This is a genomic window from Pseudoalteromonas luteoviolacea CPMOR-1 (assembly GCF_001625685.1).
Classification (GTDB): domain Bacteria; phylum Pseudomonadota; class Gammaproteobacteria; order Enterobacterales; family Alteromonadaceae; genus Pseudoalteromonas; species Pseudoalteromonas luteoviolacea_K.
The window spans coordinates 89,503-109,909 of the sequence record NZ_AUYC01000002.1 but is presented as its reverse complement, the minus strand read 5'-3'; the positions used below and the strand labels follow the sequence as shown (position 1 = coordinate 109,909).

At 43.5% G+C, this 20,407-nt stretch carries 16 protein-coding genes; 11 read left to right on the top strand and 5 right to left on the bottom strand.

Translation table 11 applies throughout. The features are described from left to right. Positions 1 to 9: 9 nt before the first annotated feature. Positions 10 to 1,638: a M28 family metallopeptidase gene (locus tag N473_RS00865; RefSeq protein ID WP_063366337.1), complete on the bottom strand. Its 1,629-nt coding sequence runs from the start codon at positions 1,636 to 1,638 to the stop codon at positions 10 to 12. Between the two features lie 193 nt (positions 1,639 to 1,831). Here N473_RS00865 and N473_RS00860 point away from each other — a divergent pair, with 193 nt between their 5' ends. From N473_RS00860 to N473_RS00850, 3 genes are read left to right on the top strand one after another with little or no spacing between them, the layout of a single operon-like run. Then, positions 1,832 to 2,674 (top strand): DUF3025 domain-containing protein, encoded by an 843-nt coding sequence (locus N473_RS00860; RefSeq protein ID WP_063366336.1) that lies wholly within the window; start codon positions 1,832 to 1,834, stop codon positions 2,672 to 2,674. Further along, positions 2,640 to 3,428 (top strand): ATP-binding cassette domain-containing protein, encoded by a 789-nt coding sequence (locus tag N473_RS00855; RefSeq protein WP_063366335.1) that lies wholly within the window; start codon positions 2,640 to 2,642, stop codon positions 3,426 to 3,428. The genes N473_RS00860 and N473_RS00855 overlap by 35 nt, the downstream gene beginning before the upstream one ends. Then, positions 3,421 to 4,632, top strand: a complete 1,212-nt coding sequence (locus N473_RS00850) for an ABC transporter permease (RefSeq protein WP_063366334.1) — start codon at positions 3,421 to 3,423, stop codon at positions 4,630 to 4,632. Before N473_RS00855 ends, N473_RS00850 begins: the two co-directional genes overlap by 8 nt. A 3-nt stretch (positions 4,633 to 4,635) precedes the next feature. Here the strand turns inward: N473_RS00850 and N473_RS00845 are convergent, their stop codons facing one another. The 3 genes from N473_RS00845 to tsaA all read right to left on the bottom strand — a co-directional run bounded on the left by N473_RS00845 (position 4,636) and on the right by tsaA (position 8,138). Further along, positions 4,636 to 5,436 carry a UDP-2,3-diacylglucosamine diphosphatase gene (locus N473_RS00845; RefSeq protein ID WP_063366333.1) on the bottom strand — a complete coding sequence of 267 codons (801 nt, stop codon included), beginning with the start codon at positions 5,434 to 5,436 and terminating at the stop codon, positions 4,636 to 4,638. Positions 5,437 to 5,590: 154 nt separating this feature from the next. Further along, positions 5,591 to 7,312: a proline--tRNA ligase gene (locus N473_RS00840; RefSeq protein ID WP_063366332.1), complete on the bottom strand. Its 1,722-nt coding sequence runs from the start codon at positions 7,310 to 7,312 to the stop codon at positions 5,591 to 5,593. 94 nt (positions 7,313 to 7,406) lie between these two features. Next, on the bottom strand, positions 7,407 to 8,138 hold the full coding sequence (gene tsaA / locus N473_RS00835) for a tRNA (N6-threonylcarbamoyladenosine(37)-N6)-methyltransferase TrmO (RefSeq protein WP_419555128.1): 732 nt from the start codon (positions 8,136 to 8,138) through the stop codon (positions 7,407 to 7,409). 151 nt (positions 8,139 to 8,289) lie between these two features. Here tsaA and N473_RS00830 point away from each other — a divergent pair, with 151 nt between their 5' ends. Then, entirely contained in the window at positions 8,290 to 8,736 is a 447-nt protein-coding gene (locus N473_RS00830; RefSeq protein WP_063366330.1) for a hypothetical protein, read from the top strand. Between the two features lie 20 nt (positions 8,737 to 8,756). Here N473_RS00830 and N473_RS00825 read toward each other — a convergent pair whose 3' ends face one another. Beyond that, on the bottom strand, positions 8,757 to 9,371 hold the full coding sequence (locus N473_RS00825) for a hypothetical protein (RefSeq protein WP_063366329.1): 615 nt from the start codon (positions 9,369 to 9,371) through the stop codon (positions 8,757 to 8,759). Between the two features lie 268 nt (positions 9,372 to 9,639). Here N473_RS00825 and N473_RS00820 point away from each other — a divergent pair, with 268 nt between their 5' ends. From N473_RS00820 to N473_RS26435, 7 genes are all read left to right on the top strand, one after another. Continuing rightward, on the top strand, positions 9,640 to 10,437 hold the full coding sequence (locus N473_RS00820; protein ID WP_063366328.1) for a hypothetical protein: 798 nt from the start codon (positions 9,640 to 9,642) through the stop codon (positions 10,435 to 10,437). Between the two features lies 1 nt (position 10,438). Next, positions 10,439 to 10,759: a hypothetical protein gene (locus N473_RS00815; protein WP_063366327.1), complete on the top strand. Its 321-nt coding sequence runs from the start codon at positions 10,439 to 10,441 to the stop codon at positions 10,757 to 10,759. 73 nt (positions 10,760 to 10,832) lie between these two features. Further along, positions 10,833 to 14,507, top strand: coding sequence for a hypothetical protein (locus N473_RS00810; RefSeq protein WP_155735497.1), 3,675 nt, complete (start codon positions 10,833 to 10,835; stop codon positions 14,505 to 14,507). A 58-nt stretch (positions 14,508 to 14,565) separates the two neighbouring features. Continuing rightward, complete coding sequence (locus tag N473_RS26660; RefSeq protein ID WP_063366325.1) at positions 14,566 to 19,419, top strand: RHS repeat domain-containing protein; 4,854 nt, start codon at positions 14,566 to 14,568, stop codon at positions 19,417 to 19,419. A 23-nt stretch (positions 19,420 to 19,442) separates the two neighbouring features. Further along, the gene (locus tag N473_RS00800) at positions 19,443 to 19,658 is read left to right on the top strand and encodes a hypothetical protein (protein WP_063366324.1); all 216 of its coding nucleotides are present in this window, start codon (positions 19,443 to 19,445) and stop codon (positions 19,656 to 19,658) included. 168 nt (positions 19,659 to 19,826) lie between these two features. Beyond that, positions 19,827 to 19,964: a hypothetical protein gene (locus N473_RS26440; protein WP_196766347.1), complete on the top strand. Its 138-nt coding sequence runs from the start codon at positions 19,827 to 19,829 to the stop codon at positions 19,962 to 19,964. Positions 19,965 to 20,105: 141 nt separating this feature from the next. Next, the gene (locus N473_RS26435; RefSeq protein ID WP_196766346.1) at positions 20,106 to 20,255 is read left to right on the top strand and encodes a cyclic-phosphate processing receiver domain-containing protein; all 150 of its coding nucleotides are present in this window, start codon (positions 20,106 to 20,108) and stop codon (positions 20,253 to 20,255) included. The last annotated feature ends 152 nt before the right edge of the window (positions 20,256 to 20,407 follow it).

Here is a 20,407-nt window from a genome sequence, read left to right as displayed (position 1 = left end):
CATTTCCATTTATTTTCTTTGGAATTCAGACGTTGCACTCCAAGTTGGCCACGCTTCTTCTTGAGAAATTAAGTAACCAGCTTTGAAAAATAGTTGAAGATCTTGGACTGCGCCACTGAGATCCCACTCTTTTCTGTATCGGTCACATGGCTGGTGGTAACAACCACGTAGTACAAGACTCATACGCTTACGGTATTTTGCTGTGGCATCGTCGAATGGTTCATGACCACCACCTGCATACATAGCTGGGATCCCCATGTTAGCAAAAGCAAAGTGATCTGAGCGGTAGTAAATACCCGCAGATGGGTTTGACTCATTAGAGATTGAACGGTTTTGTTCATCAGCTACTTGTTTAAGCACGCCATCTAGAGATGATTTACCAAGACCAACAACGCTGATGTCTTTTACTTTACCAAGTAAGTTAAGGGCATCTAGGTTGATGTTTGCAACGGTTTGGTTTGCAGGGATCACTGGTGTTTCCGCGTAGAATTTAGAGCCTAATAAACCTTGCTCTTCAGCGGTGACTGCTAAGAAGGTGATCGAACGATCTGGGCGCTGCGGTAATTTAGCAAATGCTTCAGCGACTTCAATGATGCCGCCCGTACCTGTCGCGTTATCGTGTGCACCGTTATAAATTTTATCGCCTTTACGATTAGGATCGACACCTAGGTGGTCCCAGTGCGCAGAGTAAATGATGTGCTCGTCTGACTTTTTAGCGCCCGGTAGTGTGGCGATAAAGTTATATGATACCGACTTTTTAATGGTACTTTTCACATCGACAGACGCAGTTAAGTCGCCCATATCTACATGGTATGCACCTTCAGCTGCTTTCTTTTTGGCCTCTTCAAAGTTCAGACCGGCATCAGCAAAGAGCTCTTTTGCAACATCGACGCTGATCCAACCTTCAACTGCAACGCGGTCCATATTGTTGTTCTCTTTTTGGAAACCAAATTGCTCACCGCTCCAAGAGTTTTCAACTACTTCCCATGGATAAGACGCAGGCGCTGTTTCATGAATGATGATGGCACCCGCCGCACCTTGACGGCTTGCTTCTTCATATTTGTATGTCCAACGTCCATAGTAAGTCATGGTGTTGCCGTTAAAGACTTTAGGGTCCTTTGTCGCATAGCCCGGATCGTTTACTAGCATAACGACCGTTTTGCCTTTTACATCCAGACCTTCGTAGTCATTCCAGCCATATTCTGGTGCATTCACACCGTAGCCAACGAATACTAATTCTGAGTCGTTTAAAGACTGTGCTGGGCTGATGCGGCTTGTGCCCATGACCATGCCTTTTTTGTATGGGTAGCTGCGCTCACCGATTTTTAGCGTCATGTTTGGATCGGCTTCGATTGATACCAGCGGTACTTCTTGCAAAAAGCTATTGCCGTTGCCCGGCTCATAACCCAATGCTTTGAAATGTTTAGTTAAATAAGCAAGCGTTAATTCTTCGCCTTTGCTTGATGGCGCGCGGCCTTCAAATTCGTCAGAGGCAAGCGTTTTGATGTGTTCACCTAGTTGCTCGGCATTAATACTATTGTATGCCGTGACAATGTCTTCAGGTGTGTTGCTTTTTGTCGTTGCACAGCCTGCTAAAATGGCAAGCGACAGAGCACTCAGTGTTAATTTTAGTTTCATGACCTTTCTTTTTATAGAGATTACTTCCAGGCTAATTAATACCATAATTGCAAAGTAAATTCGACTTTAGCCGATGTATGGTGGCAGAGAGTTCAAAAAGTGCGCAGACGGTATTTATCTTTTTGCGCCGTCGCGTGTATTTGGTAAAATGCGCGCAATAGTACAATTTGCGAAATGAGCGCGCATAGTTAGCATGAAAAAGTTTACTCCCCCTGAAAATTGGCAAAATCAATTGTTTGCGCAAGCCCCTTTTGCGCATTTACAGGCGATATTTAATTTACAAGCCTTTGATACTTGGCCAAGTTTTGAGTGGTTAAATGCACAGACCAACCAGCAAAACGCACAGGGTAAACACATTGTTTTTACTGAAAACAGTAAGCTGGAAGAAGAAACTCGTTACTATGAGGAGATCATTGCGCAAACCGGTCAGGTGCCGACACGAGAGCATAACTGGCATGATTTTTTTGGTGCGATGATCTGGTGCTTATTTCCAAAAACCAAAAGTCTACTTAATAAACTTCACATTGAAGAAATAGCACTGCACGGCTTAAAAGAGCGCAGTCGCAAACGCAATGCATTAACCTTGTTTGATGAATGCGGATTAGTGCTCGCGGTGCCTCATATGCAATGGCAAGAAGATTTGCGTTCGCATTTATGGCATGACACGTTTTTTGTGCAAAAGGATAAGTGGCATTCAGAAGCTCTGCCTTTCGTTTTTGGCCATGCCAATTACGAAATGCTGACTAACCCGTTTATCGGCCTAACGGGCAAGTTGCTATGTATTCAAGTCGACGAGTCTTTTACTGCACTTCCTCTACTTGAGCAATATGCGCACTTGGATAGCCGTTTGGTGGAGTTGATCACAATGGATAAGGTGCTGAATGACAATAAACAGATGTCACCCATCCCTTTACTGGGCATACCTGAATGGCATTATGATACGCAGGATAAAGCATTTTATGCGGATGAAAGCTACTTTAGGCCTAAGAGAAGGAAGATAAGTGATAGTAGTAAACGGACTGAAAAAACGCTTTAAGCTCGCTAAAGAGCTCGAAAATGCCACCAGTCGTGGCGACGCAAGGCAGCGTGATGGTTTCTTTTATTCTGTGGAAGATGTGTCTTTTCGCTGTGATAGAGGTGAAGTATTGGGGCTGCTTGGCCCCAATGGTGCGGGGAAAACCACCACGTTACGCATGTTATCAACCGCACTGAAGCCTGATGCAGGCAGCATTGAAATATCTGGACATAACATCGTCAAACACCCCTTGAAAGGTCGAAAAGCCATTGGCTTTTTATCTGGTACAACGGGGTTATATGGTCGTTTAACGGCAAAAGAGAATGTCGAGTACTTTGCCAAATTGCATGGCTTAAAAGGTAAAGCCCTTAAAGTGCGCTGTGATGAGTTGTTTAGTCAATTAGCAATGGACGACTTTTTAGATAAACGCGCTGAGCATTTATCAACGGGCATGAAGCAAAAAACCAATATTGCTCGAGCTGTGGTGCACCAACCCGATGTGGTTGTGTTGGATGAGCCAACCACAGGCTTAGATATTATGACCAAGCAAACCATTATTCAGTTTATTCGTGAGCTCAAATCTGCGCATACCCCAGTGGTGTTTTCTACACATCACCTTGATGAAATCGCTTTATTATGTGACAGCGTGTGCTTGATAGATAAGGGGCAAAGTCGTTTTTCTGGCAGTATCGAGGCGTTTAAAACAGCAGGGCAGAGTACAGAGCTAAACGATGCATTTTTGAATATTGTTAATCACGGATGTGCAGATGTTTGAAGTGTTTTTAAAGGAAGTCAAAGAGCTACTGCGTGACAGAAAAACCCTGTTTTTTGTCATCGCCCTGCCCATTGTTATCTTTCCTATTTTATTTGCTTTGCTTGGGTTTTTAGCGTCAAAGACCACCTTTGAAGCGGAGCAAAAGGTGCATACTTACTACCTTGCTAATGCAGATCTTTCTCCAGAGTTTGCACAAATGCTGTTTTATCATAAAAGCTTTAAACCGTATGAAGGGGATGAGCAGTTTGACAGCGTCGAGGCATTAAAAGCCGCTGTAAAGGCGGGGAAAATAGACGTCGGTATTGAGATCCCTAAGCAGCAAGATAAGCAAGTGAGCGTTTCACCAGAGCAAGCTGTTTGGCATGTGGTATTTAATGATGCCCAATCGATTAACTTTGTATATAAGCGATTGGAAAAGCTGATTAATAAATACGCCGCAAGCATTCGCTCTGCGACGTTAGAAGCTTTAGGGGCACCTAAAGTGCATCATAGTGCAATTCTAAAACCGATCACCATTACCAAAGTCGATACCGCAGATAAACGTGAAAATTACGGTGAAAAGCTCGGTGCATTAATTCCTTATATGTTGATCCCGCTTGTTTTAATGGGCGCAAGTTACCCAGCGATTGATTTGGGCGCAGGAGAAAAAGAGCGTGGTACCCTTGAAACCTTGCTGTTGACACCTGTGACGCGCACGCAACTGGTACTGGGCAAGTTTTTAACAATATTGGCCAGTTCCATTGCCTGTGCCTTAGTGACCGTCTCTAGCATGGCTATTTGGATAAGTATTGCTGGCGGAATAGGGGTGTTAGACACCATTAAAGACGCTTTTTCTAGTGTGACCTTTGCGGACTTTATGTTGATCTTTGCGCTGTTACTGCCTGTGGCTGTGATGCTCTCATCCTTGGTGTTGGCCATCTCAATCTATGCGCGCTCGTTTAAAGAGGCACAAAACTATATGGGGCCCTTGAGCATGCTGGTATTCGTGCCCATTGTCGTGTCGGTGATGCCAAATATGTCACTCAATACCACTACGGCTTGGATCCCCATTACCAATGTATCCTTGGCGATTAAAGAGATCATCAAAGGCACCGTTGACTACAGTGCCGTGGTGATGATTTTTGTTGCCTCAGCGCTGCTTGCTGGGGCATTGCTAATGTTTTGTATACGTTGGTTTAGCAAAGAGGCCGTATTATTTAGGTAACAATTAGGCGGCTTTAACGCCGTCTAAATTTTGTGTGTCTAACTCAACGACGTTCAATACTTTTTGTATATCAGACCAGTGCAATAACTCAATGCGGCCTTGCTCGTTTTCAACAAGTGCCGTACAGTTTTCTATCCAGTCGCCATCATTACAATATACGATGCCATCGGTCACATTAATTCTGGGCTGGTGAATGTGGCCACAGATAATGCCATCCATATCTTGCTTTTTTGCTTCGTGCACAGCGGCTTGCTCAAACGCCGCAATCGCTGCACGAGCTTTATGCACTCGGTTTTTAAGCCAAGAGGCCAGCGACCAATAATGACCGCCATAGAGCTTTCGCACACGGTTGGTCCAGCGATTTAAAAACAGCAAAAAGTCATAGGCTTGATCGCCAATAATACTGATTAATTTGTTGTAGCGGGTGGCCGAATCAAAGTCATCGCCGTGTAGCAATAAAAAACGTTTACCTGCTGAGGTGGTATGGACATAAGTATGGTGTACTTCAACATTAAACAATGTCATATCCACATAATTGCGAAACGTCTCGTCGTGGTTTCCTGGAATATAAATAACACGCGTACCGGACTCTGCTTTTTTCTGAATACATTCTAAAACTTGATAGTGGCTCGGGTGCCAGTAAAACTGCCTTTTTAAAGACCAAAGATCGACGATATCACCCACTAAATACAGGGTATCGCAGCGCGTGCAATTTAAGAAGTCTAATAAGAATTCAGCCTTACAGTCTTTATAGCCAAGGTGCACATCTGAAATCCATATGCTGGGGTAGTAAGTTTGCTCCATCTTGTTTACTCTCAAGCGTAATAATGTCTACGGTAAAGGCACGAGATGACAAACTTTTATCAGTATTGAGACGCTAAGATGACATTTTCTGCAAAGGTAGCAGGTAAAAACAAAAAACGCGCCATTAAAGCGCGTTTTTATAAATGGGGGAGAATTAAGCCATTAGCTTAGTGATTTCTGCAACTGCTGAATCAATGTCTAACATGACTTTTTCACCAGTACGGCGGTTTTTCAGCTCAACTTGATTGTTATCAAGGTTACGCTCACCAATGACCAAGGTGAAAGGTACACCCACGAGTTCCATATCGTTGAACATGACACCTGGGCGCTCTTTACGATCGTCAAACAATACTTCAAGACCTGCTGCTTTTAAATCCGCATAGAATTTTTCTGCGATATCAGGAATACGGTGAGACTTATGCATGTTCATCGGAACGATTGCGATGTCGAATGGTGCAAGGGCTTGTGGCCACTTAATACCAAACTTATCGTGATTTTGTTCAATCGCCGCAGCCACGATACGTGATACACCAATACCGTAACAACCCATGGTCATGACTTGGTTTTTACCGCTTTCGCCGAGTACGCCTGCATTCATTGCTTCTGAATACTTGCTACCAAGCTGGAAGATATGACCAACTTCAATACCGCGTTTGATTTGCAAGGTACCTTGACCACACGGGCTTGGATCGCCTTCAACTACGTTACGAATGTCAGCAGTTGTAAACTCAGCGACATCGCGGCCCCAGTTAATACCACTGTAGTGCACACCGTCTTTGTTTGCACCGGCAACAAAGTCAGACATAACAGCAGCGCTGTGGTCAACAATCACTGGCATATCAAGGCCTACTGGGCCAAGTGAACCAGGTTTTGCACCAATCGCAGCAACGATGTCTTCTTCTTTTGCCATTTCAAGCGGAGAGTCAACTAGCGGTAGCTTTTCAGCTTTTAGCTCGTTTAATTCGTGATCGCCACGAACGATTAATGCAACTAGACCACGCTCACCGTCTTCGTTTTCAGCGCCGTATACAATCAGTGTTTTAACGCCTTTGTGCGCTTTAACACCGTGTTGTTCAGCAAGCTCTGCGATGGTTTTTGCGTTTGGTGTATCGAATGTATTCAGTTCTTTGCTTGGCTCTGCGCGCTCAGTTGCAGGCGCTAGGGCTTCAGCTTTTTCGATGTTTGCCGCGTAGTCACTTTCTGTGCTAAATGCAATCGCATCTTCACCAGATTCTGCAAGTACGTGGAATTCGTGTGATACGCTACCACCAATTGAACCTGTGTCAGCAATAACTGGACGGTAATCTAGACCTAGGCGCTCAAAAATATTGCAGTATGCTTGGTGCATCACTTGATATGTTTTTTCAAGGCAAGCGTCATCTAGGTGGAAAGAGTAAGCATCTTTCATGGTGAATTCACGTGCACGCATTACACCAAAACGCGGACGAACTTCATCACGTACTTTAGTTTGTACTTGATAAAGTGTTAAAGGCAATTGCTTATAGCTGCTTACTTCTTTACGTACAAAGTCAGTGATCACTTCTTCGTGCGTTGGGCCAAGTGCAAATGGACGATTGTGGCGATCGGTAATTCTTAGTAGTTCAGGACCAAACTGTTCCCAGCGGCCAGACTCTTCCCACAGATCAGCAGGCTGAATGACAGGCATCAACATTTCGATTGCGCCAGCTTTTTCCATTTCCTCGCGTACAATAGTTTCTACGTTACGAAGTACTTTTAAACCTGACGGCAACCAAGTGTATAAACCTGAAGCGAGTTTGCGGATCATACCCGCACGTAGCATTAGCTGGTGGCTGACCACCTCGGCATCAGAAGGCGTCTCTTTAAGAGTCGCTAAAATATATTGACTGGTACGCATGCTTGTTCCGTTCAATGTTATGTGTTTTTAATTAGGCACGTAGTTTAACAGTGCCTAAGGTGCTAAAAAAGAGTTATTTTCGCTGTAAAGATATTTAATCTTGTGGTTTTTTGGCTGTTTGCGGTTTCTCAGCGCTCACTTCGATGACATGGTTATGCTCATCTTCAACTTGCCAGCGAATATTGAATTCGTACAGACTCATGCCATAGCTTTGTGTTTGCTGTTTTTTCTTTTTATAGGCAGGTCTTGGATCTTGTTTTAAGACGTTGCTGATAAAGCTCATTAGCTCCGGATATTGGCGCTGCTTTTCGATAAAGTCTTGGGCTTGCTCACTAAATGAGACCGTCATCTCGGTTTCTGGGCGCGTATCGGCAAACCCCGCCGAGGCACCTTGCAGTGCATCTGAATAAGGCAGATAAGGTTTGATATCCACGATTGGCGTGCCATCGAGTAAATCTATGCCAGAGAGCAGCAGCGCCAATTGGCCATTTTTATATTCAACACCTTCTAGCTTGACTGCACTCATACCAATGCCATTTGGCCTAAAGGTTGCGCGTGTGGCAAATACGCCTTTGCGCTCATTACCACCCAGCCTTGGCGGGCGTACTAGCGCCGAATAACCTTTGTCCGCGGTTTCGTGGAATCTAAATAGTAGCCAAAGGTGAGTGAATTCTTCAATGCCTCGCACAAATTCTTCACGGTTAAAGGCATCGCTGAATATCAGCTTTGCAGTGGCCTCAGGTACCAGTCTTGGTTGTCTTGGAATGGCAAACTTTTGCTTATATGGAGATTCTATATGGCCAATGGCTTCAACTTCAAATTGCACGATAGCGGGCTCTGTGGATTAAAAGCTGCATTGTATCGCTTTGTATATGGCGCAACAAATTTAAATTTTATAACAGGGCGTGTAATAAAGTGTAATGTACACCCGAAAAATTACCCGCATAATTATCCTAAAAAACAAAACGGATAAAGCGATGTACTTTGCGCGATTTGGCGAGTTGATGTTGACGAGTGATGAGATGGAACTAATTGGTGAAAGAGCCCTTGGTTTTAAAAACAGCATTACCCCTATCTCGAGTGAACAGGGTAAGCGTACAAGCTTAAATAAGCCAACTCACAGTAATGAAGAAATTTCTGCGTTTATGGAAATAGCGATCCGCGCATGCAAAAAGCACCTGTGCCAAAATAGCCCGATCCGCAGCGCGGTCATTTTGGAGCTACAAAAAAACAGGCAAGTCTTGATGAACACCTTTAGCGGTATCAAAGAAGGCAGCATAAGCCCATGTAAACTTAGCCCTGTATTGCAATCCTACACAGAGTCTATTTCTGCCAAGCTGCTTCCTGACACCTTGTTGCCAGCCAGTGATTTAAAGACTGCGGTCAGTACAATCTTATTTGAAGTAGCCAGAGAGAGCATATAAACGCTCTCTGTTTTAACCTTTTATGGTTTTATTTGGCACGGCTTTTCGCCGCAAATAGGGTGGTGATACGGTTGAATTGGAGCTACTGGTGCATAAATTTCATAGTGACCTAATTGTTCGCACTCTCCTGTACTAGTCCGTCTTTGTGACATGATCCGAGTTGTACCGTAAGTTTGACCTGGCGTTCCTAGTGTAAATGTTTTGCCATCGTTAATATCTGGGTGTAGATATACCCTATCAGTGCGTAATCTATAGGCGACATCACCTTGACAGCTATGTCGAGTATAACCAATATCGATGTTGCTCATCTGGCCATAGTAGTTAGGCTTCATCGAGCGAATACTCGTACTATATTCATTACCTAAATAAAATACTTCTGCATTACCATCAATACCTTGGATATCATAAATCCGGCCAACTCGGGTCTGTCCGTCTCCTTTATACAAATATAAAGTCGCGTCGTTTTTATGTGGCTGCTCTACACTGATCGCCTTCACACGCTCATATCCTGGAGCATCTGTGCAGTCACTTGCCCCTTCAATTGAAATTGGTTTTTTATCTTCAAAGGCGTTAACCAGCAGTGCATAGCTTGCTTTGCCCGTTGCGGTATTTAAAGACAATGTCCATGTCTTCATATTATCTGGCAATACACAATTGGGTTTTGGGGCTTCGTTGTGGTTATCTAACGTAATATAAACGAGGTCTTATTGTATTTTTAGGCTTTTTATATCTGATATTTGCGCATTAATACTGGCAGAAAATGTGAATATTAATAGTGAGCTTATCTGTTTTATCATGGTTCAATTCATTTGTTTTTTAAATTATACATTGTGCTTTTTCTTAATAAAGTAGAAAATACCCCAAATGAGTACAAATGTTAATTTATAGGTAGGTAATGATTTTATGAGGTCTTCATTAACTTTAGTTTTGGCAACAATAGGTGTTTTATCACCCTCGTTAATGGCAGTAGAGGGTTTAGGCGTTAAATCTATTCGCATTGAAAACGATGTGGTTTATTTTCAAACACACATTGATAAAGCACACAGTATACCGAGTTGCGTTAGCGCAAATAATAATCCTTATTGGACGTTGTCATTAAATACTGCGTCGGGCAAAGCCAGTTATTCGTTACTGGTGACCGCAGTGAGTGAAAAGCGACAAATAGCGGTTAAATCCGCAGGCGACTGTTTGGATGCATCAGGGTATGAGCGTGCAATCAGCGTTGAGTTGGGCGATGCTATTGCACAGCCACCCGTGCGAGCTAATGCAAGAGCGGCTTTATATCAAGGAGATAGAGTAACCAAAATTGGCGAAATCTTGACGGCTACTGAGTATCAACCAGGAAAATTTAGTTATCAACTGTTGGTCGACGTCGATGGTGTAAATCTTATTCGAAATTGGTCGGCATACCCCTATCCATCTATTATTAGCACGCTTTATTACGAGGGCACAGATTGTACAGGCAGAGTGGGCTTTTATGATAATAATCCATCCGGCTTTATGGCCTCACCTTGGTATAAAGATGGTAAGTTTTTAAAATTAGATACAGCGAGCCAGATTTGGCCTCGTTCGCAAAAAACTGAGATGGGCATTTGTTATCAGATGTCTGGCAATGAAAGAGTCTACCCTGAAGTGTCTTATGATTATCAGTTGAATCATCCTCAATGCGGTGTCGGTTTATGCCAAGTGAGAGTAGATTAAAATGGCACGCTTAACACTATTTAGCTTGTTTTTTTTGTTTATAGCGCCGGTGATGGTCAAAGCGCAGACAATAGCGGTAAAAATATCAGAAGACATCGTTTATTTTAATGCACCAATAACTGGAGAAGCGCCGAGTTGCGTGACTGCTGACAATATCAATCAATGGGCATTTTCATTAACAAGCCCTGATGGTGCCCATTTATATCGCGCCTTATTAGCGGCACAAAATCAACACGCATTAATTAAAGTAGCAGCCACCTCGCAGTGTAGTGCAGTTTTTAATATTGCCACACCTAAATCAATTGAGCTGATATATCAATAACAGTAAAAGCGGAATTTTTATTACACCTAATAGGGAGCGCGCGTGCTCGTAGTTTATGGGCCCGTTATCAATAATGAAGTTAACTAATTTTTTAATATCTAGCTCAGCGCTTGCAAGTGCCACCTTGTTTATGTGCGCCAGTGCGAGTGCATCGATATTGGGGCTGACCAGTTTTGATTTGCTAGATCCAGAGCCTGATTTACCCGCACGCGCGCAAAATAGCCGCGCGGCGTGGGATGATTATAACCTCACGCTATCGCACAGTGTGCAAGGTACTTTACAGCTACGTTGGCAAGCACAGGCTGGCATGTCTCAGTATAAAGTGGCTTATCAATTGGCATCAGGGGAGTGGGTCGAAACACACGTTCAGAGTAACATCTTGGACTTAAGTACGCTGGTGGAGCAACCGACATCATTTAAAGTGGTGGGTTGTCTAACGGCCACACAATGTGACGACTACGGTAATGAACTTAGTGCACAGGTCAGTGACGTTGGTGCAAATGCATTATTTATCTATTTACCTCAATATGTCCCAGCGGATGAGGGGTTTCGGATATCTTGGAGTGCAGTAACAGAAGCACAGCAATATCAACTTCAGCGCGCAGATTTTGGTGGCCAATATCACACTGTAAGTACGGTACATCATCAACCTGAATTTCCAGACTTTCACTATGATGAGCAGGCTTTGGCGGCTGGGCAGTATTGCTACCGCGTAAATGTGGTACTGGCCAATGAAGTAACAAGCCAGTCTTTACCTGTGTGCACGCAAGTCGCAATGCGCGAAATGGCCACGCCATCTGGTTTTTTAGCTGAAAGTACAGAGCCCGGGGTATACAACCTAAATTGGCAACCCGTTGAGCGTGCCCATTACTATCAATTGGAGCGAGAAACGCTTACTTTAGAAACGGTACGCGTTGAACAAAGTACAGAGGGCGTTGAACCCAGCTTAGTGCTAGCAAGCCCAATGATGCGGGCAGCCATGCCATCAGCGATACCGTTAACGATGTCTGCAATGGCTTCTTCGAGTCGCAGTGCAAGGGTGTTGACTCTGCCTGCTGCAAGTCCCGTATTAGAGCAGCAAAAATTCACCAAAACTTGGCAGTCCATCGAGTCACGAAAGGTCACCCACAAAACTCAAGTACATACACTGGGCACATTCGAGCTTGGCGGAGCGCAAAACTACCGTTTATCCGCGTGTGATAGGAATAACACCTGCTCCAAACCTCATCCAATGTCATACCAAGTGCCGATTAGCAATGCTGTGAACGCAAAAGCGACCGGTGCAAAAGCGGGCAAGTCGACGACTGATCAAAATGCTGTCTCACTGACTTGGGATCCGGTACCTGATGCGGATATGTATACAGTTAAAATGCGACGCAAAGGCGCTCAGTGGGAATCTTATTTTACAGGGATCACAGAAACGCAATTCAGTGAAAAAATCCGCTTAGCGGGCGAGTATCATTTTGAGATTCAGGCCTGTATCAAAGAAGGATATTGTGGTGAAGTCGTGCCTGTGGGCAATACCGTAACCTTTACCTTGAATAGTCCTAACAATGCGATGACACCAGAGTATATTTTGGTGCCTAACAAAGTGAATGCGGGTGAACCGTTTGATGTGAAATGGCGTGCGCCACGTCAGCAGGGCTTTGTAGAGTTTGAACTACAAGGCGAGCTTAGCAGTACGCTCAAGCGAGACAAAACTGATAATTTTGGTTATGACGCCCAGTCGGGTTTTTACTATGACACACGCCCAGCGTTGCCGCACGGGAGAGAGTACTGTTATAAAGTCAGAGCGTGGTATGAAGGCCAAGTAGGGTCTTACACGGGGACTGAGTGTACCGTTGTTGGCACTAAAGTCTTTGACGCTGTGCGATTCATGAATGCGAATTTAGTCAGTGCACAGACGGTCAGTATTAGTTGGGAGAAAAAATCTGGTGCGACCAATTACTTGCTGGAATTTCAGAAGAAAACAGCAGATGGAAAAATTGAGTGGCAACCAATGTATTTAGGGCCTGAAAGCTCGATTACGCAGTCAATCGACCCGTTTCATCTCACACAGTATCAACGCTTGGGACACTTAGGTTATCGCGTGTCAGCATGTAACGCACAAAATGTATGTGGTGACTTCATGCGAGCGTTTTTACGTGGTTTGAGTACATCTCATTTTGGCAAAACGGCATCGGCTAATAGCAAAGCACCTGCGTGTTTATATGTGCCTGCTCAGGTGGCTGCTGGGCAGTCTGTACCGATCACATGGTGTGATGCGCAAGCGGATGGGGTTGTAGCGTATGACATTGAAGGTGAAACGAGCAGCACGATATTTACGGCAACTGCTCAAAACGCACCGCGGAATATGCATACCTTGATGGAAACTCATCGCACACCGGCTGCTGGCCGTAGTTATTGTTATAAGGCTCGCGCACGCTATGCAGATGGCTCAGTGAGTGGCTACACGGCAACGCAATGTACTCAGGTAGGCGCTTTGGCATTTGAGCCAGTTAGTTACTTTGACGCTCATATGAGTGCACATAATAGAGTGTCTTTGGCGTGGGGCAAAGTGATAGGTGCTGAGTTTTACTTGTTAGAGTTTCAGACTAAAAACAGTGCTGGCATGGTGGAGTGGTTACCCATTTACTTCGGTCCAGGCCAAACCGCGACGCAAACTCTAGATACGTTCCATTATGCTCAGTTTAGACAAGCAAACCATTTAGGTTATAGGGTCTCTGCATGTGATCAAGCAGGCTACTGTGGCGATCATAAACGAGATTACATTCAGAGCTTGAGTGCAAGCAACTTTAGTCCAGTTGCACTGCCAATAAACCAAGTCCCTGCGTGCATTTATGTTCCAAGCAAAGTGGTTGGTGGTAAAAATGTGCCTGTGAAATGGTGCGGTGCGCAATCACAAGAGGTCGCTGAGTATCAAGTGCTAGGTGAGCTAAGCAATGTGATTTATAGCAGTCGACCTGAAATGGCCTCGAAAGATCCTCAAGGCGTGTTTGAGCTAAAACGTACCTTAGCGCACGGCCGTGAGTATTGTTACAAAGTTCGTACGGTAATGCATGATGGCTCAATGAGTGATTTCACGCCAAAGGTGTGTACACAAGTAGGCGATATCAACTATCAGGCTCCAACCTCGGTCACGTTAAATTTTGTAGCTGAGGGGTCAAATCAATACTTTGTTAAATGGCCTGCGGTAGTGGGTGCTAGCAAATATAGACTGGAACTACAAACAGCTCTTGGGCAGTGGGCTCCTTTATCATGTGACGTCACATCCTTCACTCAACAAGGTAAACCGTATTACGGTTGCACAATTTTATTGGGCGAAGGCGATAAAGTACCAGAGCTGGGCTGGAGTGTATTGCGTATCTCTGCATGCAATGCCAATGGGGGGGGCTGTGGTAACTATATTCGAGTGCCTGTGATGCAAGCACCTATTTTGAGTGGAAGCCGCACGTTAACTTGGACCTCTCCGGTTGATACTCATTACTTTATTTTAGAGCGGGCACAGTGCTCATCAAGCTGTAGTGCCACGACTTCATTGGATTGGCAACATGTCACGCAAACAACTGAATCACAGTATAAACAGCCAACAACGGATAAAGGTAAATACCTTTACCGAGTAAAAGGCTGTAATACCGTTCAGTGTTCTCCATGGAGTAATACAGTCGAAGCCAGCAGTAAGAAACAAGTGATATTTATCCACACTGACCTATTAGGCAGCCCAGTGGCTGAATCGACTTTGAATTAAGAAAAGAGCGGTTTGAGGTATCAGACCGCTAAATACGATTGTTTAAATGGATATAAAAATGAAATTTACAATGCGGTGTAAGTTAGGCTTATTAGCAGGACTTTTGCCTTTGCAGGCACTGGCTTTGTCAGATCCTTCTAAGTTGCCTGATTATGCATATAACTATAAAGAATATACTAATAATAGTACTGAAGTAGAGACGTTAACGACAGATTTGTTGGGTGATAAGGTCGATTTAGCCAATGGTGGCTTTAGTATCTCGCACAATGAGCTATCTCTAACCGTGAATGGTGGCTTGAAGTTAGACCTTACAAGAACCTTCAGTGACCCAGATAGCTGGTTTCATAGTACTAAAGAATTTGGATCATGGAGTTTGAAGCTTCCTCATTTACGTTCAGTTTATGCAACGGATACAGCTGGTACCTATGACAATGCATCAGCATGGGCAAAGGGAAATGCGTGTACAGCAAATGTCGGTGCGACACCAAATATGGTTTATAACCATACCATTTTTCATGATGCGGATGATATAGAGCTGGTTGTCTATCGTATGCACAGAGATGCCTATTGGAGTGGTGATTCGCTCTCACTAATCGATGAGCCCAGCTATAAATTACTAGAAAAAATGACGGGCGGCCCCAACGAAAATAAGTTCAAAAAAACCACCAAAGCTTCACATGAAATTACCTGTTACACCGCAAAGTCTGGAAACGAGGGCTTTAAAGTCATCAGTCCTAACGGGATCACATATTACCTAGATGAAATGCGGCAAATTGCTGGACGTAACAATTTAAGAATGTCTGCGTATGTTGAACAGGGGTGCGTGCCTTTTAACTGTCCGCCAAAGCAAGTTCCCACAGGTGGCGGGGGCTCCCCATCAGGCTCTTGGGTTGAGCAGTTCCACGTCTTTATGTTGCCATCAAAAATTGAAGATAAGTTTGGTAATACCATTGAGTTTAATTATTTAGAAAATGGGAAAATCGACTATATAACGACGTCTGATAATCAAAGGGTAGATTTTACTTGGGACCCAGTCGAAGAGCGCATTGAAAGTATTAATCACAATGGTCGAGTGTGGCAGTATGACTATCGAATAGTCAAGTTCTCTGATGCACGCCGCTATAACCTATTAGAAAAAGTCACGCTGCCAAATTTACAGACTTGGATCATGGAATATGGCAACGATAAAGTTTTTGAAACCCCAAGACTACAAATACCCGGTGCAGCACCTGGCTGCATTGCGAATGAAGGTCTGCACATAGAGAACTTTATTACTGTAAAGCACCCCAATGGAACGTCTGGCCAGTTTGGCATAAGGGATTTGTGTAAAGGGATCACCGATGTTCCACGAATTTTAAAAATAGACCCTAATGGCTTCACAGAACATGATGACGTTTGGGTGCCAAAGTCCCATGCTGCGTATTCTCTAGTGAAAAAAACGTTGAATATACCAGGTGTATCATCACCACTAATCTGGTCGTATGATTACACAGGTGAAGAAGGAAGTTTCAGCAATATTTTGAATGTGGATCACACAAAAGTGACCACAGTAACTAATCCAGATAACTCATATATCAAACATCACCATAGTCGACGTTACGGGGTAACTCAAAATAACCTATTAAAAGAAGAAACCTATTCTAAAGATCATAAAAAGCTCAAAGAAGTGAGCTACGACTATCACTATGGTGATAATCAAGGTGCAGGGTTTGGCGAGGATAGAGCGATAGTATTTATCCTGAACTCTGAAAAGTCATTTGAGCCACAACGAAAAGATTTCACCTCAAACATTAATGTTGAGGTCAGTGATGTAAAAACCACCATTTTTAAAGAGACAAATCAGTCGGTTTATTCGACAAAAGTACTAAATTTTAACGAGTACGATAAGCCAGACCTGTTTACGTTAACAAACCATGTTAATGCTGAGTCCAAACATGTGCGGTTGACACACTTTCATGACTTAGAGACCAATTCGTTAAACCAACCAAGTAAAGTTTTTGTCAGTGAGACTGACTTATCACAGATTAATACCAATGGTACTGACAAACTTGCTGCTTGGACTCAGTATGCTCCATATCAACTGACCAATCAGGGTACTAAACGTACGGTGCATTTACCTAGCGCCATTTCAGTACATGGTCAGTTAAAAAAGACATTTAATACTTACCATGGTCACGGTGGGTTAGAAAAAGTCACTTTTAATGATGGCACAGGTAAACGTGTTATTCGTTACAGTGACTATAAGCATAATACTGCGCAAACCATTACATTACCGAATCGTTACTTTGACGCGCAATCGATGTCGATTAATAAAGTCATTGATGAAAATGGATGGGTGAGGCAAATCAAGAACTTGAATGATGTCACCACCTACTATGACTACGATAAGATTGGTCGTATCACCAGTGTTGATTTAACCAATGACACAGGCCAAAACTGGCTTGATACCCACTTTACGTGGAATGACGATACCCTTACTCGCTCGGTTAGACGATGCTTCTTAAATGCGCTTGGGGAATGTGAACCTGGTACTGTTGAATACCTAAATGTTGAGCAATACGATGGGCTATATCGATTAATTAGCAAAACTGAAACCGACCTGTCTAAGCAAGCAAGCTCGATAAATCCGACGCGTTATCAGCGTTTTAGCTATGACTATAAAAATCAACCAACTTTTGAGTCATTTCCTAGTTTCGATGCTCTTGAAGCGAGAGGGACGAGTACGTTTTATGACGCCTTAGGCCGAAAAGAATCAGTGACAGTCAGCGGGCTAGGTACCACGCGTTTTGAATACCTGAGCGGTCATAAAATGTCGGTGACTGACGCTAAAGGACATACCACAAAAACCACATACCAAGCATTTGGCAGCCCAGCTTATGATATTGCCACGCTCATCGAGTCTCCAGAGTCGGTGACAACGGCGATGGATGTGAACTTATTTGGGTTGGTTGAATCCATCACCCAATCGGGTGAGGGGGTGTCAGTCACGGAGACACGCAAGTACGACGATAACCAAAACTTATGTTTGATAATCAGACCGGATGTGGGTAATACCCTGATGGGCCACAACGCTTTAGGCCAAGTTGTGTGGCAAAAACAGGGAGTCGATAATACGCAATGTGTCACAACTCAACCCAGTGATGCCACGGTGTTTGAGTATGACAACTTAGGTGATAGCCATACTGTGACGTTCCCTGTAGGTACTCCGTCTTTAACTTATGAGCATGATAACAATGGCAACCTTTTATCTTTGACCGCTGGGAGTGTGAATCACACTTATTATTATAACAATCAAGGGGCTTTAGAGCTTGAGCGGCTAACAATCAATAACACCCTTCAATCAGAGGTTGATTATGGCTATAACAGCGCCTTGGCACAAAGCTATATTGCTTACCCTGATGGCACAACTGTGCACTATAGCCCCAACGGCTTTGGGCAACCAACGCGTGCCGTTGTTTTGGATGCAAATGGGGCGGTAGAGCTAGCATTTGCTGAAGACGTAAGTTACCACCCGACAGGTCAGCCTGCGCGCTTTATATATGGCAATAAAGCGGTGCACAGTTTAGCGCTCGACCCGCTGAGTAACTTGCCTAAAACGCTGACAGATACGTTGGGTACTTCAGCGTTAGTGAACCTGACATATGACTATGACAGCAATGCAAACGTTACTGCCATTACAGATAATGTGAATAATGCCTATAGCCTAACGAGTTTAGTTTACGATGGCCTCAATCGCTTGAGAGAAGTACAAGGTGGCGTAGCAATTGGAAACAGTGAAATTACATATGATACCTTAGGTAACATTAGCACCTACAAAAGCAAAGACCGAGACCTTACCTATCACTATCAAAAGAGCAGTAACCGCTTAGAGCGAGTGACAGGGCTGGGCACAGGTGGTAAGTATGGTGCGATTAACTATGATGCCCGAGGCAATGTCACGCATAACGGCGGGTTTGCCATGGATTATAACTTGGCGAATCAAATGGTTGAAGCCAAGGGCAATCGTTACCTTTATGATGGTCATAACCGCCGTGTGAAACAAGAAGATGGCAATGGCACCAGCTATAGTTTATATAGCCAAAGCGGCGTATTACTGTATCGTGAAAAAGATGCATTTGCAGGTGAAGGCACCAGTTACATCTATTTAGGTAAAAAGCTCATTGCAAAGTATGGCGATGTGACGCCACCGACTGCAAATAATGACCGCCAATACCATCGCCCATTCGGAGAAACGATAAACCAGCCTAAAGATGATGTAGGTTATACAGGCCACAAGTTTGATACAGATTTGAACTTGAGCTATATGCAGGCACGATACTATGATCCAGTGATTGGGCGGTTTTATTCGAATGATCCTGTGGGTTTCAAAGCATCGAATGTTCATTCGTTTGGTAGATACACATACGCAAATAACAACCCATATAAATATGTTGATCCAGATGGTAACTATGCTGAGTCTGTGTGGGATGCAGCAAGCCTTGCTGTTGGCATTACATCCTTAGGAAATAATATTTCGGAAGGAAATTGGGGCGCATCTGCGTTGGACACTCTTGGAGTTGTTGCTGATGGTGTTGCTATCGCATTACCAATAGTTCCAGGCGGAGCTGGTATGGCAATAAATGCTACAAGAGGTGCAGAATCGGCTGTAAATGCTGTTAAACTAGAAAAGCAACTAGCTTCAGAGTCACAGTTGACTCAATTATCTGAAGGTGGTGGAACAGTGATAAGCCAACCTGCGAAACAAGCGGATAGAATTGCTGCCCAGCATGGGGTTGAAGCAAGTAATGTACAAAAAGTTAGTTCAGATGCGCATGTAGCTAAAGATGGTCAAACTGTTCAAACGCACGCATTTAGAGATGCGTCAACCAATAAGGTTCTTGAGCCTAAAACGATCATTGATGAAAACCAATAATTCTAAGGTATCAAAGTAAGTTTATGAAAACTGTAAAACGAATTTCATCTGAAAGTGAAGGTATATGCATTCAAATCAAGCAGTCTGCTGATGGTACGTATAATTTGGAAAAATATTTATCAAAATATGATCCAGAAGAAGAAGTCTCTTATGAAGTGAAAGTAACGCCAAACCCATCAGGAATTTTTGATACTTTAGAATCCGCTGAAGAAGAAGCCAAAAGAGTGTTGGACTTGTAGGCTCATTTTCTATGGGAACTAGGTTCTGTTTATTGTTTAAGCCTCGCTCTCAAGTGAGGCTTTTTTATACTTACGATCTAAAGCTAACAATATTACTTTTCTTCAGATACGGACTCTATTTTTTAGCGTAGATATGCTGACGGAAATTGGAAACGAAGAATATTTACAATGACATTACCAAAAAATACCCCGTATGCTCTGCATCAGCTAGAAACATCCGCAAGTAACCGATTGAACTTTGAACAATATATTACTTTGCTACAAAAGTACCTGTTTCTGCTAAATGCCGATATTCCTTTAAAGTAAAAAGTTAGGTATTTGTTTTATAACTGGCAGATTTGGGGAGCTTAATTCTTGTGTATACCCAATAAATCTATCTTTCTGTAGACTTCAATCACTCACCGACCAAGTGACGCCGTAGCCTAAATAAAATATAGAGCCAACGATATGAAAGTATATCTAGACGATGAACGACAAACTCCAAAGGGATGGAAAAGAGTTTATTGGCCGTTAGAAGCTATTGAGCTTTTAGAAAGTGGAGAGGTATCTGAAATTAGCTTAGATCATGATCTTGGTGATGATGACCGAGGTATATAAGTTTGGACAGGCACAAATCTTTGGAGTCAAAGCCTCACACTATGAAGTAACCCCGTAAAGTTAGATTTATTTCTAAGCTGGGATAAGTTGGGACAGGCACTTTTTTCAAAATCAATATCATCATAGGCGTAAGTTTAGAAAGTACATCTTCT

Excerpts from the sequence above, each read along its gene's own strand:
- N473_RS00840 (WP_063366332.1), bottom strand. The coding sequence starts at position 7,312 with ATGCGTACCAGTCAATATATTTTAGCGACTCTTAAAGAGACGCCTTCT.
- N473_RS26440 (WP_196766347.1), top strand. The coding sequence starts at position 19,827 with ATGACATTACCAAAAAATACCCCGTATGCTCTGCATCAGCTAGAAACA.
- N473_RS00825 (WP_063366329.1), bottom strand. The coding sequence starts at position 9,371 with ATGAAGACATGGACATTGTCTTTAAATACCGCAACGGGCAAAGCAAGC.
- N473_RS26435 (WP_196766346.1), top strand. The coding sequence starts at position 20,106 with ATGAAAGTATATCTAGACGATGAACGACAAACTCCAAAGGGATGGAAA.
- N473_RS00860 (WP_063366336.1), top strand. The coding sequence starts at position 1,832 with ATGAAAAAGTTTACTCCCCCTGAAAATTGGCAAAATCAATTGTTTGCG.
- N473_RS00810 (WP_155735497.1), top strand. The coding sequence starts at position 10,833 with ATGAAGTTAACTAATTTTTTAATATCTAGCTCAGCGCTTGCAAGTGCC.
- N473_RS00865 (WP_063366337.1), bottom strand. The coding sequence starts at position 1,638 with ATGAAACTAAAATTAACACTGAGTGCTCTGTCGCTTGCCATTTTAGCA.
- N473_RS26660 (WP_063366325.1), top strand. The coding sequence starts at position 14,566 with ATGAAATTTACAATGCGGTGTAAGTTAGGCTTATTAGCAGGACTTTTG.
- N473_RS00850 (WP_063366334.1), top strand. The coding sequence starts at position 3,421 with ATGTTTGAAGTGTTTTTAAAGGAAGTCAAAGAGCTACTGCGTGACAGA.
- N473_RS00815 (WP_063366327.1), top strand. The coding sequence starts at position 10,439 with ATGGCACGCTTAACACTATTTAGCTTGTTTTTTTTGTTTATAGCGCCG.
- N473_RS00830 (WP_063366330.1), top strand. The coding sequence starts at position 8,290 with ATGTACTTTGCGCGATTTGGCGAGTTGATGTTGACGAGTGATGAGATG.
- N473_RS00845 (WP_063366333.1), bottom strand. The coding sequence starts at position 5,436 with ATGGAGCAAACTTACTACCCCAGCATATGGATTTCAGATGTGCACCTT.
- N473_RS00800 (WP_063366324.1), top strand. The coding sequence starts at position 19,443 with ATGAAAACTGTAAAACGAATTTCATCTGAAAGTGAAGGTATATGCATT.
- N473_RS00820 (WP_063366328.1), top strand. The coding sequence starts at position 9,640 with ATGAGGTCTTCATTAACTTTAGTTTTGGCAACAATAGGTGTTTTATCA.